The organism is Candidatus Polarisedimenticolaceae bacterium (assembly GCA_036376135.1).
In the GTDB taxonomy this organism is placed as follows: Bacteria; Acidobacteriota; Polarisedimenticolia; order Polarisedimenticolales; family DASRJG01; genus DASVAW01.
The window spans coordinates 14,213-38,161 of the sequence record DASVAW010000129.1 but is presented as its reverse complement, the minus strand read 5'-3'; the positions used below and the strand labels follow the sequence as shown (position 1 = coordinate 38,161).

Annotated in this window: 24 protein-coding genes, 2 tRNA genes and 1 pseudogene; 6 read left to right on the top strand and 21 right to left on the bottom strand. The window is 70.9% G+C overall.

All coding sequences use genetic code 11. The features are described 5' to 3' along the window. Position 1: 1 nt before the first annotated feature. The 6 genes from VF139_13125 to VF139_13100 form a co-directional block, all read right to left on the bottom strand. On the bottom strand, positions 2-859 hold the full coding sequence (locus VF139_13125) for an RNA polymerase sigma factor RpoD/SigA (GenBank protein HEX6852334.1): 858 nt from the start codon (positions 857-859) through the stop codon (positions 2-4). Between the two features lie 73 nt (positions 860-932). Continuing rightward, a complete protein-coding gene (locus VF139_13120) occupies positions 933-1,379 on the bottom strand; it encodes an Hsp20/alpha crystallin family protein (protein HEX6852333.1) in 447 nt (148 codons plus the stop codon). A 9-nt stretch (positions 1,380-1,388) separates the two neighbouring features. After that, positions 1,389-3,296 carry a molecular chaperone DnaK gene (dnaK, locus tag VF139_13115; protein HEX6852332.1) on the bottom strand — a complete coding sequence of 636 codons (1,908 nt, stop codon included), beginning with the start codon at positions 3,294-3,296 and terminating at the stop codon, positions 1,389-1,391. 90 nt (positions 3,297-3,386) lie between these two features. Further along, positions 3,387-4,634 carry a DUF4388 domain-containing protein gene (locus tag VF139_13110; GenBank protein HEX6852331.1) on the bottom strand — a complete coding sequence of 416 codons (1,248 nt, stop codon included), beginning with the start codon at positions 4,632-4,634 and terminating at the stop codon, positions 3,387-3,389. 1 nt (position 4,635) lies between these two features. After that, positions 4,636-6,663: a tetratricopeptide repeat protein gene (locus tag VF139_13105; protein ID HEX6852330.1), complete on the bottom strand. Its 2,028-nt coding sequence runs from the start codon at positions 6,661-6,663 to the stop codon at positions 4,636-4,638. Positions 6,664-6,730: 67 nt separating this feature from the next. Then, entirely contained in the window at positions 6,731-7,201 is a 471-nt protein-coding gene (locus tag VF139_13100) for a DUF1844 domain-containing protein (protein HEX6852329.1), read from the bottom strand. Positions 7,202-7,345: 144 nt separating this feature from the next. Here VF139_13100 and mazG point away from each other — a divergent pair, with 144 nt between their 5' ends. Continuing rightward, a complete protein-coding gene (mazG, locus tag VF139_13095; GenBank protein HEX6852328.1) occupies positions 7,346-8,140 on the top strand; it encodes a nucleoside triphosphate pyrophosphohydrolase in 795 nt (264 codons plus the stop codon). Here mazG and VF139_13090 read toward each other — a convergent pair. From VF139_13090 to murJ, 8 genes and pseudogenes are all read right to left on the bottom strand, one after another. Then, positions 8,137-9,099, bottom strand: coding sequence for an acetyl-CoA carboxylase carboxyltransferase subunit alpha (locus VF139_13090; GenBank protein HEX6852327.1), 963 nt, complete (start codon positions 9,097-9,099; stop codon positions 8,137-8,139). The genes mazG and VF139_13090 overlap by 4 nt on opposite strands. Positions 9,100-9,133: 34 nt before the next feature. Then, positions 9,134-9,982 (bottom strand): annotated as a pseudogene (xerD, locus tag VF139_13085) (site-specific tyrosine recombinase XerD). A 35-nt stretch (positions 9,983-10,017) separates the two neighbouring features. After that, on the bottom strand, positions 10,018-10,476 hold the full coding sequence (gene dtd / locus VF139_13080; protein HEX6852326.1) for a D-aminoacyl-tRNA deacylase: 459 nt from the start codon (positions 10,474-10,476) through the stop codon (positions 10,018-10,020). Further along, positions 10,473-11,783, bottom strand: a complete 1,311-nt coding sequence (locus VF139_13075; GenBank protein HEX6852325.1) for a DUF4340 domain-containing protein — start codon at positions 11,781-11,783, stop codon at positions 10,473-10,475. The genes dtd and VF139_13075 overlap by 4 nt, the downstream gene beginning before the upstream one ends. Continuing rightward, positions 11,780-13,321, bottom strand: a complete 1,542-nt coding sequence (locus tag VF139_13070; GenBank protein HEX6852324.1) for a GldG family protein — start codon at positions 13,319-13,321, stop codon at positions 11,780-11,782. The genes VF139_13075 and VF139_13070 overlap by 4 nt, the downstream gene beginning before the upstream one ends. A 2-nt stretch (positions 13,322-13,323) precedes the next feature. Further along, the gene (locus tag VF139_13065) at positions 13,324-14,109 is read right to left on the bottom strand and encodes an ABC transporter permease (protein ID HEX6852323.1); all 786 of its coding nucleotides are present in this window, start codon (positions 14,107-14,109) and stop codon (positions 13,324-13,326) included. Next, positions 14,106-14,822, bottom strand: a complete 717-nt coding sequence (locus tag VF139_13060; GenBank protein HEX6852322.1) for an ATP-binding cassette domain-containing protein — start codon at positions 14,820-14,822, stop codon at positions 14,106-14,108. Before VF139_13060 ends, VF139_13065 begins: the two co-directional genes overlap by 4 nt. Beyond that, positions 14,819-16,405, bottom strand: a complete 1,587-nt coding sequence (murJ, locus tag VF139_13055; GenBank protein HEX6852321.1) for a murein biosynthesis integral membrane protein MurJ — start codon at positions 16,403-16,405, stop codon at positions 14,819-14,821. Before murJ ends, VF139_13060 begins: the two co-directional genes overlap by 4 nt. 140 nt (positions 16,406-16,545) lie before the next feature. On the opposite strand from murJ, the gene VF139_13050 reads away from it, so the two are divergent. Next, on the top strand, positions 16,546-16,968 hold the full coding sequence (locus VF139_13050) for a single-stranded DNA-binding protein (protein ID HEX6852320.1): 423 nt from the start codon (positions 16,546-16,548) through the stop codon (positions 16,966-16,968). Positions 16,969-17,021: 53 nt separating this feature from the next. Next, on the top strand, positions 17,022-17,708 hold the full coding sequence (locus VF139_13045; GenBank protein ID HEX6852319.1) for a hypothetical protein: 687 nt from the start codon (positions 17,022-17,024) through the stop codon (positions 17,706-17,708). Here the strand turns inward: VF139_13045 and VF139_13040 are convergent. The 6 genes from VF139_13040 to surE form a co-directional block, all read right to left on the bottom strand. Continuing rightward, positions 17,702-18,394 (bottom strand): tetratricopeptide repeat protein, encoded by a 693-nt coding sequence (locus VF139_13040; GenBank protein ID HEX6852318.1) that lies wholly within the window; start codon positions 18,392-18,394, stop codon positions 17,702-17,704. The genes VF139_13045 and VF139_13040 overlap by 7 nt on opposite strands. 23 nt (positions 18,395-18,417) lie before the next feature. Continuing rightward, positions 18,418-18,495 (bottom strand) — tRNA-Arg (locus VF139_13035). A 10-nt stretch (positions 18,496-18,505) separates the two neighbouring features. Then, a complete protein-coding gene (locus VF139_13030; protein HEX6852317.1) occupies positions 18,506-19,033 on the bottom strand; it encodes an adenine phosphoribosyltransferase in 528 nt (175 codons plus the stop codon). Positions 19,034-19,083: 50 nt separating this feature from the next. Further along, a tRNA-Pro gene (locus VF139_13025) sits at positions 19,084-19,160 on the bottom strand. A gap of 35 nt (positions 19,161-19,195) precedes the next feature. Further along, positions 19,196-19,861, bottom strand: a complete 666-nt coding sequence (locus tag VF139_13020) for a protein-L-isoaspartate(D-aspartate) O-methyltransferase (protein HEX6852316.1) — start codon at positions 19,859-19,861, stop codon at positions 19,196-19,198. Further along, complete coding sequence (surE, locus tag VF139_13015; GenBank protein ID HEX6852315.1) at positions 19,858-20,619, bottom strand: 5'/3'-nucleotidase SurE; 762 nt, start codon at positions 20,617-20,619, stop codon at positions 19,858-19,860. Before surE ends, VF139_13020 begins: the two co-directional genes overlap by 4 nt. Before the next feature lie 54 nt (positions 20,620-20,673). Here surE and VF139_13010 point away from each other — a divergent pair, with 54 nt between their 5' ends. Next, positions 20,674-21,408 (top strand): TerC family protein, encoded by a 735-nt coding sequence (locus tag VF139_13010; protein ID HEX6852314.1) that lies wholly within the window; start codon positions 20,674-20,676, stop codon positions 21,406-21,408. 158 nt (positions 21,409-21,566) lie between these two features. Next, the gene (gene asnA, locus VF139_13005; GenBank protein HEX6852313.1) at positions 21,567-22,694 is read left to right on the top strand and encodes an aspartate--ammonia ligase; all 1,128 of its coding nucleotides are present in this window, start codon (positions 21,567-21,569) and stop codon (positions 22,692-22,694) included. Between the two features lie 51 nt (positions 22,695-22,745). Here asnA and VF139_13000 read toward each other — a convergent pair whose 3' ends face one another. Beyond that, positions 22,746-23,213 (bottom strand): YbaK/EbsC family protein, encoded by a 468-nt coding sequence (locus tag VF139_13000; protein HEX6852312.1) that lies wholly within the window; start codon positions 23,211-23,213, stop codon positions 22,746-22,748. A 105-nt stretch (positions 23,214-23,318) separates the two neighbouring features. Here VF139_13000 and VF139_12995 point away from each other — a divergent pair, with 105 nt between their 5' ends. Beyond that, the gene (locus VF139_12995; protein HEX6852311.1) at positions 23,319-23,912 is read left to right on the top strand and encodes a hypothetical protein; all 594 of its coding nucleotides are present in this window, start codon (positions 23,319-23,321) and stop codon (positions 23,910-23,912) included. Positions 23,913-23,949: the final 37 nt, after the last annotated feature.

Here is a 23,949-nt window from a genome sequence, read left to right as displayed (position 1 = left end):
CTCAGTTCAGGTAGCCGCGCAGCTGCTGGCACTTCTGCGAGCGGTTGAGCTTGTCGAGGGCCTGGGCCTCGATCTGGCGGATCCGCTCGCGGGAGAGGTCCATCATCTCGCCGATCTCCTTGAGCGTCTTGGGCTCCGCCCCGTCGAGGCCGAACCGCAGCCGCAGGACGCGCTCCTCCTTCTCGTCGAGCTCGCCCAGCGCCTGACGGACGTGGCGCTTGAGCGACGCGCGGAGGTAGACGATGTCGGCCGCGGGAATCGTGTCCTGCTCGAGTTTGTCGGCGAGGTGGAACTCGTGCTCCTCGTCGATCACGGCGGACAACGAGATGTTCTCGTCGGCGACCTGGAGGAGGTTCGTCACCTCCACCTCGGTCACGTCCATGCGCGTGGCGATCTCCTGGGCGGTCGGAGTCCGCTTGAGCTCGGAGCGCAGGCTCGCCTGGGCCTTGCCGATCCGGTAGAGCAGGTTGGCCTGCTTCTGCGGGAGGCGGAAGGCGCCGCTCTGGTCGCTCAGCGCGTGGATGATCGCCTGGCGGACCCACCACACGGCGTAGGTGATGAACTTGACGTTCTTGTCCGGGTCGAAGCGCTTGGCCGCTTCGATCAGGCCGATGTTCCCCTCGTTGATGAGGTCGAGGAACGACAGGCCGCAGCCCCGGTAACGCTTCGCGTAGGAGACGACGAACCGGAGATTGGCCTCGACGAGCTTGCGAAGCGCGTCGTGGTCGCCCTTGTGAATGCGGCGCCCGAGGACCCTCTCCTCCTCCGCGGTGATGCGGGGAAGGCGCGAGATCTCCTTCAGGTACTTCTTCAGCGACTCCGAGCCGCCGCCCCGGGATGTCTCGCGCTCCTCGCTCATTCCTCCCCCGGAAAGCGGAAAAATCGCGCGGAGTATACCACGCGCCTTCGCGGTCCCGGCGGAGCGGACGGTCTCAGCGGATCTCGAGCTTGATCGGCCGCGAGCGGTCGTCGGGGGACTTGCGGAGCGTCACCACGAGCACGCCGTCCCGGAAGCTCGCGTTCGCGGAGTCGCGGTCCACGCCGGCGGGAAGGGCGAGCTTGCGCTGGAAGCGGCCGTACGAGCGCTCGACGCGGTGGTACTGCTCTCCGGGCGCGGCGCGCTCCATGCGCCGCTCCCCCTCGACCACCAGGGAATCGCCGTCGAGGCGGAGCGAGACGTCGGACGGCGGGATCCCCGGGAGCTCGACGTAGGCGACGACCTCGTCCGTCGTCTCGTACAGGTCCGCCGACGGCGCCCAGCTGCCGAAGCCGCCGTCGGCGTCGAAGTTGGTCCGGTCCATCGCACTCTCGAAGAGCTGGTTCATCCGCCGCTGGACGGTCTCGAGCTCCTTGAGCGGATCCCACTCGTTGCGCGCCATCGTCGCCCCCTAACGCTGCTTGCGGTCGTCCACCACTTCCGCGTCGATCACGTCGCCGGACGAGCCCGACGTCGCGCCGGGGGTTTCCGACGCTTCCGCGCCGCCCTCGGGCGCCGTTCCCGCCGCACGATAGATCGCTTCGGCCATGCGGTGCGAGACCTTTTCGAGCTCGGTCGTGGCGCGGGAGATCGCGTCGGCGTCTCCCTGCTCGAGCGCGCTCTTGACCGAGGCCAGCGCCTCGCGGACCGGGGCCTGCTCCGTCTCCGGCAGCTTCGCGGCGTTTTCCTGCAGCGTCTTCTCGACCTGGTAGACGAGCTGGTCGGCGCGGTTTTTCGCCTCGACCGCCTCCCGGCGCTTGCGGTCCTCGGCAGCGTGGGCGTCGGCCTCCTTCACCATCCGCTCGACCTCGTCCTTGGAGAGGCCCGAGGACGCGGTGATCGTGATCTTCTGCTCCTTGCCGGTGCCGAGATCCTTCGCGGCGACGTGCACGATCCCGTTCGCGTCGATGTCGAAGGCGACCTCGATCTGCGGAACGCCGCGCGGGGCCGCCGGGATGCCGTCGAGATGGAAGCGGCCGAGGGTCTTGTTGTCGCGCGCCATCTCGCGCTCCCCCTGCAGCACGTGCACCTCGACGGTCGTCTGCCCGTCCGCGGCGGTCGAGAACACCTCGGCCTTGCGGGACGGGATCGTCGTGTTCCGCGCGATCAGGCGCGTGAACACGCCGCCCAGCGTCTCGATCCCCAGCGACAGCGGGGTGACGTCGAGCAGGAGGATGTCCTTCACCTCGCCGCCGAGGACGCCGGCCTGGATGGCCGCACCGATGGCGACGACCTCGTCGGGGTTCACGCCCTTGTGAGGCTCCTTCCCGAAGTAGCCCTTGACCATGTCCTGCACCTTCGGGATGCGGGTGGAGCCGCCGACGAGGACGATCTCGTCGACGTCCCCCGGCTTCAGCCCCGCGTCCGCGAGGGCCCGGGCGCACGGCTCGAGGGTCCGGCGCAGGATCGGCTCCACCAGCTGCTCGAAGCGCGCCCGGTTGAGCCGCAGCTGCAGGTGCTTCGGCCCCGACGCGTCGGCCGTGATGAACGGCAGGTTGATCTCGGTCTCGGCGACGGTGGACAGCTCGCACTTGGCCTTCTCGGCGGCCTCCTTGAGGCGCTGCAGGGCCATCTTGTCGCCGGAGAGGTCGATCCCCTGGTCGCGCTTGAACTCGGCGACGATCCAGTCCATCAGCGCATGGTCGATGTCGTCGCCGCCGAGATGCGTGTCGCCGTTGGTCGACTTCACCTCGACGACCCCCTCCCCCACCTCGAGGATCGAGATGTCGAAGGTGCCGCCGCCGAAGTCGAAGACGGCGATCGTCTCGTCCTTCTTCTTGTCGAGGCCGTAGGCGAGGGCCGCCGCCGTCGGCTCGTTGACGATGCGCTCGACGGTGAGGCCGGCGATCTGCCCCGCGTCCTTGGTGGCCTGGCGCTGGGCGTCGTTGAAGTACGCCGGCACGGTGATCACCGCGCGGGTCACGGTCTCGCCGAGGTAGGACTCGGCGGCCTCCTTCATCTTGCGCAGCACCATCGCCGACACCTCGGGGGGCGTGTGGCGCTTCCCCTGGATCTCGACGACCGCATCGCCGTTCTCGGCCGGGGTGACCTTGTAGGGAACCCGCCGGATCTCGTCCTTGAGCTCCGCGAACTTCCGGCCCATGAATCGCTTGATCGAATAGACCGTGTTGGTCGGGTTCGTGATCGCCTGCCGCTTGGCGACCTGGCCGACGAGCCGATCGCCCTTGTCGGTGACGGCGACGACCGAGGGGGTCAGGCGGCCGCCCTCCGCGTTCGCCAGCACGTTGGGCGAGCCCCCTTCCATGATCGCCACGACCGAGTTCGTGGTCCCCAGGTCGATCCCGATGATCTTGCTCATGACGCGCTCTCCGGTAGGGGGGGCGACGTGCCTTCCCCCGACAGACAGCGCGCCTTGTAAGACCCACCCTTTCGGGTGTCAAGCCCGAGCCTACCTCGCGCCCCCGAGGAGCAGCCGCTGGTTCGCGGTGAACGCCCGGCGCACGGTGAGTTCCTCCGCCGCCCCTCCCCGCGCGTCGGCTCCGAGAAGCTCGTACCCTCCCGGGGAGGTCCGGAACAGGTACGGGCGGCCCCACGGGTCGAGGAGATCGGCGGGATCGAGGTAACGCGCGCGCACGAGCGCGTTCAGGTCGGAAGGGACCGAGCCGAGATCGTAGTAGAAGACCTGGAGGGCGCTTTCGATCCGCTCGAGCCGGGCCTGGCTCGCGTAGGTCTTCAGGAGGTCGGTCTCCGCCCCCACGCCGGCGACGCGCCACGGGGCGAGCGGGCTCCAGAACGACGCGACGAGTCCCGCCCCCGCGAGGAGCAGGACGGGCACCGCGAGCGCTCCCGCCAGGACCGCGCGATGCCGCTCCTCGGCCTGGACGGCTCCGGGGGCGACGGCGACGCGCACCTCCTCGATGAGGTTGCGGTTGAGCAGCTCGTAGAGAAGGTGGTAGACGTCGAACTCGCCGAGGGGGCTGCGGTCCACGAGGTCCTGGACCGTCGAGCGGCCGTCGACCATGTGCAGGACCTCGAGCTCCTCTCCGGAGACCTGAATCCCCTCGGCGTCGGGGCCGGACGAGCCCGCGGCGCGGTCGAAGCCGAAGTCGACGTCCGCGTCGACGAGTGACGCGACGGGCGCGTCGAGCGCGGCGCCGGCCGCGGTCTTGCGGAAGACCATGCGCGGCGACCGGATCCGGCGCTCGAGGATCGGCCATTCGTCGATCATCCGCGCGCCTTCCATCAGGATCGTCTCGGCGCTGACCGGGGTGAAGTGATCGACGTCGTAGTCGACGTGGTCCGTCGGCGTGAAGTGATACTTGCCGTCGCGCCACCGGAACAGCCGGTAGACGATCTGGAGGACCTGGATGCGCAACGCCTCGCGGAGGTCCTCCTCGGAGATCGACCCCGTGGTCGCGAGGATGTAGCCGACGCGCTGGAGCGTGGAGCGCTGGACCTTGAGCGCCTCCTGCAGCTGCGCCTCGGTGATGCGCCCGGTCCGGACGAGGACCGACCCGAGCAGGTCCTCGAGGTTGCGGGACCGCGTGTCGGCGCCCACGACCTGCCCGTCGAGGAACTTGACGGTGACCGTGTCCTCCGCGCTCTCCATCGTGAGCACGCCGGTTTTCCGCTGGATGCCGATCAGCTGGAGGATGTCCCCCAGCCCGAAGTCCTTGATCGTCCCCTGGAGCGCCACGTCAGGCCTCCCGGGGACGCCGGATCCAGGCGTTTCCCAGGATCCACACGACGACGAGCAGCGGCAGCCCCGCGAGGAGGGCCGGGTCGAAGTCGAGAACGGCGGGCACCGCGCCCCACCGGAGCAGGTCGAGGTGGGCGTCGAGCCCGAGCACCGCCTCCACGGCCCGCAGCGACGACGGGCGCACGGCAAGCCACCCGGCAAACCAGCCGAACAGCAGTGCGAACCCCACCAGCGCCCGTCCGCGGAGCACCGCCCCCGCACCCGGCAGCACCAGCGAGCCCAGCTGCCTGGCGAGGCGGCTGCGTTTCCCGTGGGTCTCGATCTCGTACAGCTTCCGGATCTTCGTCTGCGGGGCCAGCCCGTCCTGCAGCACGAACAGGTGCACGCACTGGCTGCAGAACTCCTGCGGCTCCCGCGAGGTGCGGCAGTGCGCGCAATACGGGCGCCCGCAACGGGTGCATCGCCTCGCGGGCGGCCGATGCCGGGGCCCGAGGGAGACGAGAAGGCACGCGGCGAGCGCCGCGAGGGAGACCACGCTCAGCGGATTCAAGAGCGAGCGCAGGAGACTCACCAGGCCCGCGGCCGACCCGGAGCCGTCCGCCCGCAGCCAGTCCTCGAGCCGTTCCCCCTCGAGCGCGGCGCGCCACACGGATGAGAGGTTGATGGTCGCGTCGACCACGGTGCGGTCCGCGCGGGGCCGGAGCAGCTGCTCCACGCGCGGCGCGTCGATCGCCCGCGCGCGCTGGTACGTCGCGGCGGCTTCGTTGAGGCGCAGGGCGTCGTTCTGGGCGAGGTGCATGTTGCAGTAGGCCAGCACGTCGCGCGGGCGCATGTCGATCGCCTTCTGGTACTGCGCGATCGCCTCGCCGTATTGCCCCATCGCGAAGAAGATGTTCCCGATGTTGACGCGCGCCTGCCACGTCTCGGGCGCGACCTTGAGGACGCGTTTGTACTCCTCGAACGCTTCCTCGAAGTAACGCCCGTTCTTGTACATCCCGGCGAGCAGGAAGCGGGGCGTCGGATCGTCCGGGGACGCCGCCACCATCTGCTGCAGCTTCACCACGCGATCGGGCTCGTACGTCCCCGAGGCCGCCGCCATCGTCGTGCGCACGCGCGGGTCCGCCGAGACCCCGTAGAGCCCGACGGCGAGTCGGTAGCCGGGGACGGAAAGGGCGGCGAGCGCCAGCAGGGCGACCGCGACCAGCCGCTCGGAGCGGCGCATGTAGCGGAAGGTGGCGACGAGCCACCACCAGCCGATCCACCCCGCCGTGACGACGAGCACGAGCGGCCACAGGAGGATCAGCCAGCCCGCGGCCGGGGCGGCGACCTCGCGTCCGGAGCGCGTGAGCGCCTCCTCGACCTCGTGCCGGAGCGGAACGTGGTAACGCCAGGCCATCAGCGCGGCGAAGGCGAGGGTGGCGAGCTGGACCGCCAGGACGATCAGGAGCGCGTTCGCGTGAAGGCGCACCGGCTGCCTGAGCAGCGACCGCGCGGAGGCGCGAAGTCCGGAGAGGAACTCCCCCGCCGCCGCCAGCGTGCCGCCGTTCGACTCCCAGGCGATCCGCGCCCGGAGGAAATGCGCCTGCGGACGGTCGGGATCGAGGGCGTCCGCGAGCGCGAGCGAGGCCAGGGCGCGGGAGTGATGCCCCTCGCGGATCAGGCGCTCGGCCTCGGAGACGAGAGCGCCCGCGGGGAGCTCCAGGCGCCGGACCCCTTCCTCGGCCGTGAACGAGCGGATCGCGTCCGCCTGGCGCGACGCCTCCTCGTCCCGCCCCTCGCGCAGGTGCAGCTTCCGCTGGAACCAGTACCCCTCGAGCCGGGAGCCGAACGCCTGGTAGTCGAAGCCCCGGCGGGCTTCGAGGCCGGAATCGCCGAGCTTCGGGTCGTCCGTCGGCGCTTCCGCGGCGTCCGCGTCGGGGAGCTGGAGGCGGATGACGCCCCTCTCGACGGGGACGCCCTCCTCCGCCGCGACGCCCGAGGTCGCGGCGAGGACGCACGCGAAACCGAGAACGAGCCGACCCCTCACGCCCTCTCCCGGACGGTTCCCGTCCAGGCCCGATCGCGTGCCGTTCGGCCCGATCCCCGAAGGGGAATCAGCCGCGCGAGCCCGACCGGGCCACGTACACCATCCGGAGCTGGTACAGGACCCGCTCGAGGAGGGATTCCTCCTGTTGCGAGAGGTTGCCGCGGGTCTTGACGCGCAGCAGATCGAGCATGTCGATCTGGAGGCGCGCCTGCTCGAGGTCGACGATCGGTTGCCCCGTCGCCGGGTGCGGGATCTCCCCGAGGTAGATCAACGCGGGTTGCATCATCGCGTTGATCAGCACGGTGAAGTCGATCCCGGGCGGTTCCTCGAGGCTTCGCCTCTCGAAACCCGCCCCCGTTTCCGCCGGCGCCGGCGGCGGTTCCGGCTGGGGCGTCACCGGCTTCGCCGCGGATTCGGGCTCGTCGGGGATCTCCCGGCGAGGCTCCCCTTCCGCGGTGAACAGGCGGCGGTCGCTGACCTTGAACGTGGCCTGCGGCTTGTCCTGTGCCTTCTCCTTCAGCGAGTTACCCTCGGACATCGCGCTCCTCCACCGGTGCAGCCGACGCCTTGATCCGGCGACGAACGCGCGATGCTACCATCCCGCTTCCGACCGCCACAAACGGCCGGACCGCGGCCAAAGATTGATTCGCACCCCCACCAAGTCAAGGAGCCGAAAACGCCGATGCATCCCACCCGGACCTTCGATGCGCTGGTCGCGATCATGGACCGCCTGAGGGATCCGGGAGGGTGTCCCTGGGATCGGGAGCAGACGTACGCGACCCTGCGCGGCTTCCTTCTCGAGGAGGCCTACGAGGTGGCCGAAGCGATCGACGACGGCGATCCCGAGCACTTGCGGGAGGAGCTGGGCGACCTGCTCTTTCAGGTCGTCTTTCTGTCACGACTGGCCAAGGAGGAGGGTCGGTTCGACGCGGCCGACGTGATCGAGGGGATCGCCACCAAGATGGTCCGGCGCCACCCGCACGTCTTCGCCGAGGACTCCGCCGAGGACGCCGCCGAGGTCCTCCGGAAGTGGGAAGAGATCAAGAAGAAGGAGAAGGAGGACGCCGGCAAGGCCGCCCGAGCCTCCCTCCTCGACGGCCTCCCCCGCGCGCTCCCCGCCCTCGTGAAGGCCCAGCGCCTGGGGGACAAGGCCGCCCGGGTCGGCTTCGACTGGCCCGAGGCGGGAGCCGTGATCCGCAAGATCGAGGAGGAGCTCTCGGAGCTGCACGAAGCGGTGCGCGCCGACGACCGGAACGCCGCCGCCGAGGAGCTGGGGGACCTGCTGTTCGCCACCGCCATGCTCGGCCGCAAGCTCGGCGTCGATCCCGAGGCCGCCCTCGAGGCCGCGAACGCGAAGTTCCGTCGCCGGTTCGCCGGCGTCGAACGGGCGCTGCACGAGCAGGGCGTGCCGCTCGAGCAGGCCGGCCTCGAGCTGATGGACCGGCTGTGGAGCGAGACCAAGCGGCGGGAGCGCTAGACCGCCCGCGGCAGCTCGCAGCGGCCCATCCGGCGGAAGCGCGCGTGACGGTCGGCGACGAGGGCCTCCGGCGAAAGCGCCTCGAGCTCCGCGAGCTGCCGCTCGAGGACCTCCCCCAGGATCGCGGCCTGCGAGGGGGGATCGACGTGCGCGCCGCCGACGACCTCGGGGACGATGGCGTCGATCACGTCGAGCGAAAGCAGGTCGGGCGCGGTCATCTTCATCGCCCGCGCGGCGTCGCGGCTGCGCGACGCATCGCGCCAGAGGATGGCGGCGCATCCCTCGGGGCTGATCACCGAGTACACGGCGTACTCGAGCATGTTCACGCGGTTGCCGACGCCGATCGCCAGCGCTCCCCCGCTCCCCCCTTCGCCGGTCACGGTCACGAGCACCGGAACGCGCAGCTTCGCCATCTCGCGGAGGTTGAACGCGATCGCTTCGGCCTGGCCCCGCTCCTCCGCGCCGATCCCGGGGTAGGCCCCCGGCGTGTCGACGAAGCAGAAGATGGGCCGCCCGAACTTCTCGGCGAGACGCATCGCCCGCATCGCCTTCCGGTATCCCTCGGGCTTGGGCATGCCGAAGTTTCGGTGGATCTTCTCCTTGGTGTCGCGTCCCTTCTGGTGGCCGACGACGAGCGCGGCGCGCCCCCGGAACCAGCCGAACCCGCAGACGATCGCGGGGTCGTCGGCGTAGCGACGGTCGCCGTGGATCTCCACGAATCCCTCGAGCAGATGCTGCACGTAGTCGAGCGTATACGGCCGCCGCGGGTGCCGCGCGACGAGGGTCTTCTGCCACGGCGACAGGCCCGCGAAGACGCGCGCGCGCAGCTCGCGCAGCTCGCGGCGCAGGTCCTCGCGCCGCCTCTCGAGGGCGACGTCGTCGCCCATGCCGGACAGCCCCTCGAGGCGCGCCTCGAGCTGGTGGATGGGTTCCTCGAAGTTGTCGTCGTCGTTGGCCACGGCGCGAAGGGATAATCGAGGCTCCCCGCGCCTGTCAAGCTCGGGGATGGAAGCTCTCGTACAGCCGGCGCAGCCGCTCGCGGTTCACGTGGGTGTAGATCTCGGTCGTCGAGATGTTCGCGTGGCCCAGGAGCACCTGCACGGAGCGCAGGTCGGCGCCGTGCTCGAGCAGGTGCGTCGCGAAGGAGTGGCGGAGCGTGTGCGGCGAAAACGAGGTCCCGATGCCCGCGCGCTCGCCGTAGGCCCGGAGGAGCTTCCAGAACCCCTGGCGCGTCAACGCGCGACCGGTGCGGTTCACGAAGAGGAACTCCGACCGGCGCTCTCCGAGCAGCGCGGGGCGTCCTCCGGCGAGATAACGCTGCAGCGCGGCGTTCGCCGCCGCCCCCAGGGGAACGACGCGCTCCTTGCTCCCCTTCCCCACGCAGCGGACGTACCCGGCGTCCAGATGGAGGTCGCCCAGGCGCAGCCCCACGAGCTCGCTCACGCGAAGCCCCGTCGCGTAGAGCACCTCGAGCATCGCCCGGTCGCGCCGTCCCCGGGGATCGCTCCCGTCCGGTGCGGCGAGCAGCCGCTCGACGTCGTTCCCGTCGAGGACGCGGGGCAGGACCTTCCAGGGGCGCGGCGCCTCGATCCGGGACGCGGGATCGACGTCGCGGCGACCTTCCGAGAGGAGGAACGCGTAGAAGCCGCGGACCGCGACGAGCCACCGGGCGATCGAGCGCGGCGACCGGGACTGCGAGCGCAGCTTCCGGAGGGCGCCGAGGAGGTCCTCGCGCGTGGCGTCGTCGAGCGCGGTCTCCCCCAGCAGGCGCGCGGCGAGCTCGAGATCGCGGCGGTAGGCGTCGAGACTGTTGCGGGCGAGTCCGCGCTCGGCGGCGAGATGGTCGAGGTAGCGCGCGCTCCAGCCCTCGGGACGTTTCACGGGGTCCCCCGGTCGCCGGGCGGGTCGAGCAGGATGGTCACCGGGCCGTCGTTGACCAGCTCCACCTCCATCGTCGCCTGGAAGATCCCCGTCTCGACCGGGACCCCGCGCGCGCGCAGTCGCGCGGCGAATCGCGCGTAGAGCGTGCGCGCGGTCTCCGGCGGAGCGGCGGCGTCGAACGACGGCCGGCGTCCCCGGCGCGTCGAGCCGGCGAGGGTGAACTGCGACACGACGAGCGCGGAGCCCTTCGCCTCCTCGAGACTGCGGTTCATCTTTCCCTCGTCGTCGGGGAAGATCCGGAGCTGCGCGGTCTTGTCCGCCTGATGATCGACGTCCGCCTCGGTGTCGCCCCGCTCGACGCCGACGAGCACGAGGAGGCCGGGGCCGATCGACGCCACCCGCACGCCGTCCACGCGAACCTCGGCGCGCGAAACGCGCTGCAGGAGCGTCTTCACCGGCCGAGTCCGGTCGCCTTGGCCGCGAGCTCGTCGTAGCTCGCGCGGGAGATCCTGGATGCGACGCCGGGGCGCGCACGCGCACCCACGAGGGTCGTGTCGCCGTCGCCCCCGTCGAAGAAATCGAGGGCGTCGATCGCTCCCGCCGCCCCCGAGAGCTCGAGCGTCGCGAGGGGCGTCGTCGAGGGGGGCCCTCCCGGCACGAACCCCTTCGCCCGCAGCCAGCGGGTCGTGTCGAGCAGCCCCTCCACCGCGGCGGCGTCGACGGGACGTTTCGCCCCCGTCTCGTCCTCGCGCGTCCACGGCCCCGCGCCCCCGTCCCGCGACACGCGGACCGTCGCGCCGCCGGCGCGCCACGCGATCGCGCGCACGTCGGGGCTCGAGAACGCGGTGACGCGGGTGTCGCGCATCGCCTCGGGGTCGCGCTCGAGGTCGCGCGCGGCGGCCTCGAGAATCCGGCCGCGGACCGGCCCGGGGAGGCGCTCGACCTCCCGGCGGTCGGGGCGCCGCTCGCCCGAGATCCGCGCTTCGCGGGCGGGACCCCCCGTCTCCCCCTCGATCCGGACGCGCCAGCCTCCGGTGAACGCGGCGGCGCCGGCCTCCAGCTCCTCCACCGTCATCGCGGTCATCGAGCGTGCGAGGTTCTCCGCGACGCCGAGGTCCGCCCGGTCGGAGAACGGCTCCGCGATCCGCCATTCGGATCCCGCCCGATCCAAAACGATGCGCCGCGGCGGCGCGTCGATCTCGATGCGGCGGACACGCGACGCCTCCATCGGGAGAAGCCGCCGCTCGACGTAGTCCGATTCGGCGCGCTCCAACGCCGTTCCCACCGCGCCGTCGACCAGAACCACCGGGCCGGCGTCGACCCGGGCGTACCGGCGGTATCCCGTCGGCGACGCGCGGCCGACCTCGACGGTCGTCGCGGCCGAGTCGGTCCGCACACGCACCGTGCGCTCGGCCGGGGCGAGGCCGTAAACCGTCGCGTCGTGGTCCGAACCGTCGTCGAGCACGCGCTCCACCCGTGCGTCGCGGAGCACGGAGAGCACTCCCTCGACGCGTCCCGCGTCGGCCTCGAGCCCGCGTCCGTCGTCGAGGCGGAACAGCCCCGAGGGGTCGCGCGCGATCGTGAACGCGGGTCCCGACGCCGAAGCGAACGCCACGCTGCGGACGTGCTCCGGGTCGAGCGCGAGGAGCGGACCGTTGGGGGCCGCGTCCTCGGTCTTGAGCTTCCCGGGCTCGAGCCAGAACACGAACGCCACCGCGGCCGCGAACGTCGCCAGCAGGATCAGGAGGGTTCGCCCCCTCACAACGTCCGCCTCCGCCACCCCACCGCGAGGCCGACGATGAGCAGGGCTTCGGGGAGGAGGAGCACGCAGAACCGGAAGAGGTTCCGGGTGTCCGCGTCGCTCAGGTCGAGTCGAGAGGCGCGAAGGCCGCGCGGGGGCTCGACGATCAGGTCCTCGGCGCCCGTGAGCCATTGCGCGAGGTTCACGAGGAACTCGCGGTTGAAGTAGCTCCCGAGCCTCGCGTTCATGGCGAAGTCGGCGTCCCCGATCGCCACGACGCGGCCCTTTCCTCCCTCGGCCTCGGCGGCGACGGCGATCGGGACCGGCCCCGGTCGGTCCGCATCGTCCAGCCCCACGCGTCCCTCGCGCAGCGCCTCGCGCCACGCGGTCTCCGCCCAGCTCGAGGGGCTCGTGCGCGCGAGCACCCGCGCGGTCACGCCGGGAAGCCCCCCGTGGTCGGAGGGGGACACGGTGCGCGCGATCGAGACGACCACGTTCTCGCGGAAGCCGCGCGTGGCCGCGTGGTCGGGGAAGTCGCTCACGAGCGGTGCGGCGCCGAGGGAGGTCCCCTCGAAGGGCGTGACGACCTGGTCGATCACGAGGTCGTCCCCCGGCACGATCCGCCAGTCCGCGAGCAGCGCGTCGAGCCCCGGCTCGGCCCCGGGCTCGAGCATGAGCAGCAATCTCCCCCCGTCGCGGGCGAAGCCGCGGAGCAACTCGACCTCCCGCGGATCGAGCGGCTTCCTCGGCCCCGCGAGCAAGACGAGCGCGGCGTCCGCGGGGATCGTCCCCGCGGCCGGGAGCAGCAGCGGACGGACGGTGAAGCTCTCCTCCTCGAGGACCTTCGCGAGAAGGCCCGCTCCCGACGCGCTCTCGACGTCGCTCGCGTCGGGCTCGCCGTGCCCCGAGACGAGGTAGACGACGCGCGCGCCGGTCCGCGAGACCTGCACGACGAGCTTGGCGAGCTCCCCTTCGGCGAGGCGATCGATCCCGTCCACGCTGCGCGCGATCCGCTCCCCCGAGCGTACCGCGACGACCCCCTCGCGCCGGACGCCCAGTGCGTCGGCGAGCCGAGGGTCCGCCTCCGCGTCGACGAAACGCCAGCGGAAGCGATCCCCCCCTTCGGCGGCGAACCGGGCGAACAGCGGTTCGAGGCGCGCGCGCTCGGGAGATCCCGCCGCGACGAAGGCGAACGCCTCCACCGGGGCGGGAAGCCCGCGCAGCACCGCGCGGCTCTTCTCGCTGAGCGTGTGGATGCGGGACTCGGTCAGATCCCATTGGAGCGGGCGCCGCGCCGCCGCCACGTTCAGGGCGACGAGGATCCCGACCACGAGCAAGGCTCCCGTCGCCGCGCGGGCGCGCTCGCGGGTCGCGCGGGCGGCGACGCTCCGGCGGAAGCGCGCGAGGTTGAGCGCGACCGAGGCCGCGACCAGCACCGACCCCGAGGCGACGTGCACCGCGACCCAGAGGTCGAAGCGACCGGTCCAGGCGTAGGACACGAGCCCGAACAGCAGGAGCACGACCCCGCCCAGCCCCGCCACGCGCAGCGCCTCCCGCACCGCTACCTCCAGCGCTGCGACGCGATCGCCAGGCGCGCGGTCACCAGGCCCAGGACGATCAGCGAGAGGAAATACGCCAGATCGGGGGTCGTCACGAGCCCCCGCGAGAAGGCGTCGAACCGGGCGGGAAGCGAGAGGCCGCGGAGAACCTGCCGGGCCCACCCCTCGACGCTGTCGGCCGGCCAGCCGACGACGTAGAGCCCCAGGAAGACGACGAACGAGCCGACCGCCGCCATCATCTGGCTCGAGGTGAGGGTCGACACCGCGAGGCCGAGCGCGCACAACGCCCCGAGCGCCAGCGCCAGGCCGACGAACCCGCTGACGATCGGGCCCGTCTCCGGGTCGCCTCGCCACACGACGAGCGCGAGGTACACGCCGGTCGCCGCGAGGAGCACTCCCGCGATGAAGAGCAGGCCGAGGTACTTCCCGAGCACGATGCGCGTCGCCCCGACCGGCGCCGTGAGCAGGAGCTCATCGGTCCCGAGCTTGCGCTCCTCCGCGTACGCGCGCATGGAAAGCGCCGGGACGAGGAACAGGAAGAGGACGAGCACGTTGGAGAACAGCCCCTCGACCACGACGGCGTTCACGTTCAGGCGGTCCGCGACGTCGGGGGTTCCCGTCATCTGCGCGTAGAGGCCGTAGCTGCGGACGAGGGCGGCGAACTGCCAGACGAGGTTGAAGAAGAACCATCCGGACAGGAACAGGAACAGGGCGGCGACGATCCACGCCGTGGGCGCGTGCAGCTGGGAGCGCAGCTCCCTCCGGACGAGGGCGAGAAGGCCGCTCATGCCGCCGGTCCCTCCGCGGTGAGGCGCAGGAAGGTCTCCTCGAGGCTTCCCGCCGCTCCCAGGCCCTGCACCGTGTCGTCGCCGACGACCCGCCCCCGATGCACGACCACGATGCGCGAGCACGTCTTCGCCACCTCGGAGAGGAGGTGCGAGCTGAGCAGCACCGTGTGCGCCGGGGCCAGGCCTCGGATCAGCTCACGGATCTCCACGATCTGCGCCGGGTCGAGTCCCACGGTCGGCTCGTCGAGGATCACGACTTCCGGCTCGTGCACGAGCGCCTGCGCGAGGCCGACGCGCTGCCGGAAACCCTTCGAGAGGTTCCCGATCAACCGACCCCGGACCGCCGCGAGGCCGCACCGCTCGGCGGCGCGCGCCACGGCGTCGCGCCGGCGCCGGCGCGGGACCCCGCGCAGCGCGGCGCAGAAGTCGAGGAACTCGTCCACCGTGTGGTCGAGGTAGAGGGGCGGGTTCTCCGGGAGGTATCCGAGGCGCTTGCGCACTTCCCCGGAGGCGTCGACGACGTCGAACCCCGCGACCGACGCGCTCCCCTCGCTCGGCACGAGGTAGGTGGAGAGGATGCGGAGGGTCGTCGTCTTCCCCGCCCCGTTCGGGCCGAGGAACCCCACGATCTCCCCGCGCTCCACGCGGAAGGTCACGCCGTCGAGCGCGGCGAGGTCGCCGTAACGTTTTCCGAGTCCCTGGAGGTCGATCATGTCCGCCGCCGGATTCTAGCCAGAAGCGCCCGGGCCTCGTCCACGCGCAGCGCGAGAGCGCCGCCGACCGCGATCGCCACCCCGACGAAGCTCGCGACGGCCAGGCGCACGATCTCCGGCACGAGCCCGCTCGCGGGCCACGCGGAAACGAGTCCCGCGTGGACCCCCGCGGCGGCGAACCCGAGCACGACCGAAACCAGCGCCATCTTCAGCGTCGTCGGGACCACCCCCAGCCCCGCGAGCGAGCCCAGGCGCTTGCGGCTTCCCCAACCCAGCAGGCCCAGGTTGAGCCACGCGGCGAGGGACGTGGTGAGGGCGAGCGCGAGGAAGGGATCGAGACCCAGGTGCGGGAGCAGCGCGATCAGCGCGAAGTTCGCGGCGATCTTCGCCGCGACCGAGATCGCCGAGGAGACGACGGGGACACGAGTCTCCCCGAGGGCGTAGAAGACCGGGACCTGGATCTTCGTGACCGCGTACGCGTGCAACCCCAGCGCGTAGCAGAGCAGGGCGGCGCCCGTGGCCGTCGTCGCCGTCGCGTCGAACTTCCCGTGCTCGAACAGCACCCGGATGATCGGCTCCCGCAGCGCCACGAGCCCCGCGGTCGCGGGGAGCGTCAGCAGCGCCGCCGCGCGGATCGCCCCGCCGAGGTTGCGCCGCATCGCCTCGTGATCGCCGCGGGCCCGGTCGCGGGACACCCGCGCGAGGTTCGCCGTCGCGATCGCGACGCCGAACAGGCCGATCGGGAGCTGGATCAGCCGGAACGCGCACTGGAGCCACGAGATGGGGCCGTCGCCGAACCGGGACGCGAGGGAGGTGTCCACGAGCAGATTGATCTGCGTCGCCGCGAGACCGAAGGTCGCCGGGAGCATCAGGCCGGCGATCCGAACCACCCCCGGATCGCGCGGGGAGAACTCCCACCGGAACCGGAAGCCCCTTCGTCGCATCGTGGGGAGCTGCACCGCGAACTGCAGGATCCCCCCCGCCATCGCGCCGATCGCCAGCGACAGGATCGGGTCGAGCCCCGCGGGCACGAGCAGGGGCGGAAGCACGATCATCCCGGCGATGCAGGCCACGTTGAACCACGCGGGGGCGAGCGCGGGGAGGAAGAACACGCGCAGCGTGTTGAGCACCCCCATCGCGAGCGCCGCGAGGGCGACGCACAGCAGGAACGGGGAGAGGATCCGGGTCATCGTGGCGGCGAGCGCGAGCTTGTCCGGAGCGAAACCCGGGGTGTAGACGCGCAGGATCCACGGCGCGCCGGCGAGCAGGAGCAGGGTGAACGCTCCGAGGACGACGACGAGGACGGTGATCGTCCGGCTCGCGAGCCGCCATGCGGCCTCCTCCCCTTCCCGCTCGCGCGTCGCGGTGAACGTGGGAACGAACGCGGAGGACATGGCCCCCTCGGCGAAGAGGTCGCGCAGGAGGTTCGGGATGCGGAACGCCGCGTTGAAGGCGTCGGTCGCGAAGCCCGCGCCGAAGTAATAGGCCTGCGCCTGTTCCCGCGCGAGCCCGAGAATGCGGCTCACGAAGGTGGCGGCGCTCATCGCGCCCGCGCTGCGCAGGAGGCTCCGGGATTCGCTCATCGAGGTAAACGGCGCCGCATTATCGGGATTCCCCGGCCCCGCCACAAGCGCCGCGTGGCCGCCTTGACACGGCGTCGGCGCGGCCGTTAGAGTCGCCGGGTCCCGTTCGTCCGCCTCCCACCGGAGTTCCCATGGCAAGCGTGAACAAGGTCATCCTCATCGGCAACCTCGGCCGCGATCCCGAGATCCGGTACACGCCGGGCGGCTCTCCCGTCGCCAACTTCACGATGGCGACGACCGAGCGCTGGACCGATCCGAACGGCGAGAAGAAGGAAAAGACCGAGTGGCACCGGATCGTGGTCTGGGGCAAACAGGCCGAGATCGCCGCCGAGTACCTCCGAAAGGGACGCCAGGTCTACATCGAGGGCTCGCTGCAGACGCGCGAGTGGACCGATCGGGACGGGAACAAGCGCTACACCACGGAAGTGAAGGCGCAGCGGCTGCAGCTGCTCGGCCGCGCCGAGGACCGCGCCCCCGTCGGAGCCTCCGCAGGCGCGCCCGCGGCGGCCGACGAGGTCGCGGAGCCGGGTGCCGCGTACGGCGAGGACGATATCCCGTTCTGAGTCGCGTGGCCCCGCCCCGGCCTTGAGCGTATAAATTGCGGTCGGAGGTTCGCGTGCGTCGAGTCGTGTGTCTGGCCGCCTTCCTCCTCGGCTCCGCGGCGAGCGCCCAGGTGCTCGAGTCGGTCCGAGCCGGATTCCCGGCGTCCGGAGAGACGGTCGGGCCCAAGCCGGTCTTCAAGGTCCTCGTGGACGGCACCGACGTCCACAAGATGCGCTTCAAGATCGAGCTGAGCCGGGACGACTTCGACACGATCGATCGGACGATCGATCAGACCAAAGACGAGAACGGCTGGGCGTTTCTCCTCGCCGGCGACGAGTGGGGCGGGGCCTTCCGCACGCGCGAGCCCCTCGGCCACGGCGCGTGGTCGTGGCGCGCCTACGCCTGGAACGGCGTGGACTGGGTCAAGGCCGAGGACGAGGGGACCTTCGTGGTCGACGCCGTCCCCCCCGCCGACGTGGAGGGGGTCGACATGCGGATCGACCGTCGCGAGCAGGTGGTGCACCTGCGCTGGACGCCGGTGAACACGGACCGGGAAGGCCGGCCCGAGCGCGTGGCCAAGTACAAGGTGTACCGCTACCAGAAGAAATCGTTCTTCTTCTCGATCCGCGCCTTCGAGCTGGGAGAGACCGACCGGACGTGGTTCGAGGACCGGGATCCCCAGGCGCTCGTCACCCCGCTCGTTTTCTACAAGATCGTCGCCGAGGACGAGGCAGGGAACGAGGAGGGGCGGCGCTACTGAGAAAGCGCCGTCAGCGAGGCCCTCGCCTCGGCCGCACCCGAACCCTGCGGGAACCGCGTCACGACCTCCTGGAACGTCCGGCGTGCCTCGTCGGTCTTCCCCTGGCGCTGGAGCAGCTGGCCCACGCGCAGCAATGCGACGTCCGGCGGGAACGTTCCGTCCGTGGAGGCGGCGATCTCGCGCAGCAGCGACTCGGCCTTGTCGACGGCTCCCGAGGCCTCGTAGGCCTTCGCGAGCATCGCGCGCGCGCTGTCGGCCAGCGCTCCGGTGCGCGCCGCCCCGACGACCGATTCCAAAAGCGGCACCGCATCGGCTCCACGGCCGAGCTCCAGCAGGCAAACCGCGTGGTAGTACCGGGCCGCGCGGCCGATGGCGGAGTCCCCGCCCTTCGACGCGGCGGTCTCGAACGCGGCGAGCGCCTCGGCGGGCTTGGGCTCGACGGGGGCACCCTGGGCGGCCTGCGGGCGGAGCAGGCGCATCCCCTCGTCGAACCGGCGCTGGGCTTCCCGGCGCTGGCTCCCCGACCACCACGTCCACGCCGCCACGATCACGACGAGCGCGGCGAACGCGGCCGCGCCGCGGACGATCTGGGGCTTGTGTTTCTCGAGCCAGTCCACGATTTCGACGGAGGACTCGACGACCATGTCGTCCTTGAGCAACTCCTTACGGGACGTCTTCTGCGTCATCGTCGCGCTCCGCACCCGGATCGTGGTGGGCCTGGCAGGACTTGAACCTGCGACCTTGAGTTTAGGAAACTCCTGCTCTATCCGTACTGAGCTACAGGCCCCCGAAACGGGTCAATCATAGTGGATGAGGCTGAACACGCTGGCGTCCTCGCCCAGCGGTGCCCGTCCGTCGAGGAAGCCCAGCTCCACGAGAAATGCGTATCCCTGCACCACCCCGCCGAGGCGTCGCACGAGCCGGCCGGTGGCCTGCGCGGTTCCCCCCGTCGCCAGCAGGTCGTCGACCACCAGCACGCGCTGCCCCGCGGCGACGGCGTCCCGGTGCATCTCGAGGGTTCCCGTCCCGTACTCGAGCGCGTAGTGCTCGGCCTCTTTCTCCCACGGGAGCTTGCCGACCTTCCGCACGAGCGCGAGTCCGACCCCGAGCTCGAGGGCGATCGGCGCCGCGAGGACGAATCCTCGCGCCTCGATCCCGCAGACGACGTCGATCGGCTCCCCCTTGTACCGCTCCACCATGCGCGAAACCACGGAGCGCAGGGCGTCGGGATGCCGGAAAACCGGGGTGAGGTCGTAGAAAAGGATCCCCGGCTTGGGGTGATCCGGGATCTCGCGGATGATGCGCTTGAGATCGGCGACCAGCATCCGTCGAACCCCGTCTTCCGTTTTTCCGCTCCCCTCGAGGGGAAAAAAGTTGGTCGGGGCGCCGCGATTTGAACGCGGGACCCCCTGGTCCCGAACCAGGTGCGCTACCAGGCTGCGCTACGCCCCGACCGGAAAAACGCGGCGGATACTAGCAACAATCCGTCAACCCGACCACCCGAACTTTCCGAGCAGGGGAACGAAGCGGCACGGGCCGTGATCCTCCCGCTCGAATCGCGCTCCTTGCCGCACGACCCGGACGAGCGTCTGCCCGTCCCCCTCTCCGCCGTCGGGGGGGCGCTGCGCCGCCACGGGGAGCACGAGCAGGCCGCCGTCGTCGAGTTGATCGAGCAGCGGCTGCGGCAGGCCGGGAGCCGCCGCGGTGACCACGATCGCGCGGTAGGGGGCGAACTCGCTCCACCCGTAGGTGCCGTCGAAGATCTTGAAGTGGACGTTCTCGATCGCGAGAGCGCGCACCGTCTCCCGAGCGCGGCGGGACAACGAGGGGAGGCGCTCCACGGTGTAGACCTGCTCGAAGAGCTTCGAGAGGACCGCCGCGTGGTAGCCGGAGCCGGTGCCGATCTCGAGCACCCTCCCCCGGCCGTCGGGAAGGAGCAGCTCGCACATGCGCGCGACGATCCAGGGCTGCGAGATCGTCTGGTGCTCGCCGATCGGGAGCGCCGAATCGCCGTACGCCTTCGCGCCGAGCGCGTCCTCCACGAACCGCTCCCGCGGGATCTCTCCGATCGCGTCGAGCACGGGGCGCGAGGTGATCCCCCGCGCTTCGAGGTCGCGTACGAGTCGTTGGCGGCGGATCCGCGCGTCGCTCACCACGAGCGAGGCATCCGACCGAGGAGTGCTTCGAGCGAAGGCGCGTGCGTCAGGTCGGCCTGGAGGGGGCTGACCGAGATCGCGCCGCTGGCGATCGCGACGTGGTCGCCGTCGGGCTCCCCCGCTGGGGTGGAGTCGGCCCCGGCGATCCAGAAGTAAGGACGTCCCGACGGATCGAGCCGCTCGACGGCGGCCGCGCGGTAGGTCCGCGTCCCCTGCCGGGTGATGCGGACCTCCCCCGTGGGGGCCCGCGGGACGTTCACGTTCAGAAAGACCCCGGGGGGGAGCCCGCGCGCGAGGACCTCGGCGGCGAGCGCGGCGGCGAAGGCCGCCGCGGCGCGATAGTCCGCCTCGCCGTCCTCGCCGGGCTGCGTCGAGAAGGCCAGCGACGGAACGTGGAGGAGCGTTCCCTCCATCGCGCCGGCGACGGTTCCCGAATACGTGACGTCGTCGCCCACGTTCAGTCCGCGGTTGATCCCGGAGATCACGAGATCGGGAAGCCGTCCCCCGGTCAGGTTGAAGACCCCCAGGTGGACGCAGTCGGTGGGCGTGCCGTCCACCGCGTACCTCCCCGCGCCACGCTCGCGGACCCGAAGCGGCCGGGACAGGGTCAGGGCATGGGAGGCTCCGCTGCGCTCGCGGTCCGGGGCGACGATCACGACCTCCCCGAGGGAGGCCACGGCTGCGGCGAGCGCGGCGAGCCCGGGGGCGTCGACGCCGTCGTCGTTGGTCGCGAGGAGGAGGGGGCGGCGGTTCACGGACGGCGCATTGTGCCACGCCCCTATAATCCGTGGCCTCGACAGGGGGCACCCGTGTTCGACTGGATGGCACAACCGGAAAGCTGGGCCGCTCTCGCGACGCTGACGCTCCTCGAGACGGTCCTGGGCATCGACAACATCATCTTCATCTCGATCCTCGCGGGGAAGCTCCCCGAGGCGCAACGCCCCCGGGCCCGGAGGCTCGGGCTCCTGCTCGCCATGGGGACGCGCGTCCTGCTGCTGATGTCCCTCGCCTGGATCGTCAAGCTCACCGCGCCGCTCTTCACCGTCCTCGGGCAGGCGATCTCGGGGAGGGACCTGATCCTCGTCCTCGGCGGGTTGTTCCTCCTCGCCAAGAGCACCTTCGAGATCCACGACAAGCTCGAGGGGGAGGAACACGAGCGCACCGGGCGCGCCGCCGCCTCGTTCGGGGCGGTGCTCGTGCAGATCGCGCTCCTCGACATCGTTTTCTCCCTCGACTCGGTGATCACCGCGGTGGGGATGGCGCGCGAGCTCGCCGTGATGATCCTGGCGGTCATGATCTCCGTGGCGATCATGATGCTCTTCGCCGGAGCGATCAGCAGGTTCGTCGACCGCCATCCGACCGTGAAGATGCTCGCGCTGAGCTTCCTCCTGCTCATCGGCATGAGCCTCGTCGCCGAGGGGTTCGACGTCCACGTTCCGAAGGGGTACGTCTATTTCGCGATGGGCTTCTCGATCTTCGTCGAGATGCTCAACCTGCGCCTTCGGCGCGGGACCCCGGTGAAGCTGCACCGCAAGGAGCCGTGACCGTTGTTAGATCCCGCCGGCCGCGGCGGTGCTAGCGTTCCACCCCAACGGCGTCGGCCGCGCATCGGCCGCGCCCGAGGCCCCGCGAGCGCGTTCCGGGCCCCCCGACGCCCCAGTCGAGGCGGGAATCCCGTTCCCCCTCGGGAGGGAAGGCGCGCATGAGCACGAAGGTCGACGATCTCGCCGGTCCCGGCATCTCCACCTACGACGAAGTCGAGAAGATCCTGCCGACGGACTACCGTCCGCTCCTCGACCCGAAAGAGACCCAGCTCGCCCTCCACGCCCTGAAGCGCTACGTGGAGGACCACCTCTGCCAGGAGCTGAACCTGTTCCAGGTCGAGGTTCCGCTGATCGTGACGAAGGAGAGCGGCGTCAACGACTACCTCGACCGCGACGGTTCGCGGACCCCGATCGACTTCCCCTGCGGCCTGGGGCTCGACAAGCGGCTCGACTGCCAGGTCGTCCAGGCCGCGACGAAGTGGAAGCGGATGGCGCTGAAGCAGTTCCGGTGCGAGGTCGGCGAGGGGATCAACACCGACATGCGGGCGGTGCGCAAGGACTACTTCCTCGACCACGACCACAGCGCCTACGTCGACCAGTGGGACTGGGAGAAGGTCATCACCGCCCGGGAGCGCAATCTCGACTACCTCAAGGACACGGTACGGAAGATCTGGAAGGTCCTCCGCGGCGCCGAGAAGTACGTCCTCGAGATCTTCCCCAAGCTGCGCGACCCGCGTTATCCCGAGCTCCCCGACGAGCTGACCTTCCTGCACGCCGAGGAACTGCTCGACATGTACCCTGACCTCCCCCGCAAGCAGCGCGAGACGCGCATCCTCCAGCAGCACCCCGCGCTGTTCATCATCGGGATCGGCTGGGTCCTCGAGGACGGCTACCCGCACGAGATGCGCGCCGCCGACTACGACGACTGGTGCACGCCCACCGTCGCGGCGGACGGCCGACCGATGCACGGCCTGAACGGGGACATCCTCGTGTGGAATCCCGTGACCAAGCGCCGCCACGAGCTGTCGTCGATGGGGATCCGCGTCACCAAGGAGACGCTCCGCCAGCAGCTCGAGCTCACGGGGCAGCTGCATTTCCTGGACCTTCCCTACCACCGCGCGATCCTGAACGACGAGATCCCGCTGTCGATCGGGGGCGGGATCGGCCAGTCGCGCACGGCGATGCTCCTGCTGCGCAAGGCGCACCTGGGCGAGGTGAGCGCGACGGTGTGGCCCAAGCGGCTCAAGGAGATCTGCGAGGCGCGGAACATCCGCGTCATCGACTAGGGGCAAGGCACGGCGGCCCGGGCCGAGGGTTCGGGCCGCCGTCGTCGCCGCCTACTGCGGCCAGGTGATCGACGTCACCTTCGGCGTCACGAGCCTCTCGAAGTCGGCGTACTTCATCCGGAGCACCTCGGTGTGCGTGCCGGCGTTGAAGGCGATCTCCTCGTCCTTGGCCAGGCGCGCGGACACGTAGGTCTCCATCCCGAAGAGGTTTCCGAACGGGGGCATCGCGCCCAGCTCGCACCCGGGGAACGCCGCCTTGAACTCGGCCTCGGTCGCGAGCTCGACCTTGTCGGTCCCGACCGTTTCCCGAAGCGCATCGAAGGCCACGCGCTGGCTCGCCGGAAGGACGGCGAGGGCCAGTTTTCCCTCGATCTTGAGAACGACCGTTTTCGCGAAATCCTTCCCCTTCACGTGCGCGGAGGCGGCGACCTCCTGCGCGGTGAACGCCGGGGAGTGTTGGCACACCACGTATTTGACGTGGTGGGAGTCCAGGAAGTCCTTCAGGCGTGGAGCGACCATGGTTTCCTCCTTGCGCGAAGCCTAGCGCCGCCGCCGCTTGACCCGCCACAAGCCTCGCCGCGCCGCGAAAGGCGTAACGTGCGGGAGACGAGAAAGGAGGCGGCCATGTCGACGTCGACCCTCCCCCGCCCCGCATCGGTCGCCCGGTTGGGCGTCGCGGTACTCCTCGGGGCCCTCACCGTCACGTTCGGTGCGGGTCTGGTCCTCTACGTGATCGCGCGCACGGGGGCGGGAAGCCACCTGGTGAAGGACGCGATGCACGGCGCGCTCCCCTCGCTCCCGGCGTGGTTGTGGGTCAGCACCTTCGTCCTGTTCGTCAGCAGCGCCGTCGCGTTCCAGGCGATGCAGTGGGCGCGGATGCTCCTCCCCTTCCAGGCGCGCCGGGCGTTCCGCCTCGCAGCCGGCCTCGGCTGGGCCTTCGTGGCGCTGCAGGTTCCCGGCCTCGTCCTGCTCGTGGAGCGTTATCGCCCCGCGGGCGGCGAGCGGTCGGTCGTCTACTTCCTCGTCCTGTTCCTGGTCGGACTCCACCTGCTGCACGCGGCCGGCGGACTTCTCCCCATGACCTCGCTGGCGAGGCACGCGTCGTTCCTGCGCGAAGACGGGCCGGGAATGGAGCGCTTGGCGAACGTCTCGCTCTATTGGCACTTCCTCGCGGGGATCTGGCTCGCGATGTTCGCGACGTTCAGCCTCGTGCGGTAGGGCGGCTTCGCCCCGGGAGTTCGGTGGGACAATCCGG

Excerpts from the sequence above, each read along its gene's own strand:
- VF139_13100 (HEX6852329.1), bottom strand. The coding sequence starts at position 7,201 with ATGTCCGAGGGTAACTCGCTGAAGGAGAAGGCACAGGACAAGCCGCAG.
- asnA (HEX6852313.1), top strand. The coding sequence starts at position 21,567 with ATGAGCACGAAGGTCGACGATCTCGCCGGTCCCGGCATCTCCACCTAC.
- VF139_13065 (HEX6852323.1), bottom strand. The coding sequence starts at position 14,109 with ATGAGCGGCCTTCTCGCCCTCGTCCGGAGGGAGCTGCGCTCCCAGCTG.
- murJ (HEX6852321.1), bottom strand. The coding sequence starts at position 16,405 with ATGAGCGAATCCCGGAGCCTCCTGCGCAGCGCGGGCGCGATGAGCGCC.
- VF139_13040 (HEX6852318.1), bottom strand. The coding sequence starts at position 18,394 with ATGACGCAGAAGACGTCCCGTAAGGAGTTGCTCAAGGACGACATGGTC.
- VF139_13125 (HEX6852334.1), bottom strand. The coding sequence starts at position 859 with ATGAGCGAGGAGCGCGAGACATCCCGGGGCGGCGGCTCGGAGTCGCTG.
- VF139_13120 (HEX6852333.1), bottom strand. The coding sequence starts at position 1,379 with ATGGCGCGCAACGAGTGGGATCCGCTCAAGGAGCTCGAGACCGTCCAG.
- VF139_13060 (HEX6852322.1), bottom strand. The coding sequence starts at position 14,822 with ATGATCGACCTCCAGGGACTCGGAAAACGTTACGGCGACCTCGCCGCG.
- dnaK (HEX6852332.1), bottom strand. The coding sequence starts at position 3,296 with ATGAGCAAGATCATCGGGATCGACCTGGGGACCACGAACTCGGTCGTG.
- VF139_12995 (HEX6852311.1), top strand. The coding sequence starts at position 23,319 with ATGTCGACGTCGACCCTCCCCCGCCCCGCATCGGTCGCCCGGTTGGGC.
- VF139_13000 (HEX6852312.1), bottom strand. The coding sequence starts at position 23,213 with ATGGTCGCTCCACGCCTGAAGGACTTCCTGGACTCCCACCACGTCAAA.
- mazG (HEX6852328.1), top strand. The coding sequence starts at position 7,346 with ATGCATCCCACCCGGACCTTCGATGCGCTGGTCGCGATCATGGACCGC.
- VF139_13030 (HEX6852317.1), bottom strand. The coding sequence starts at position 19,033 with ATGCTGGTCGCCGATCTCAAGCGCATCATCCGCGAGATCCCGGATCAC.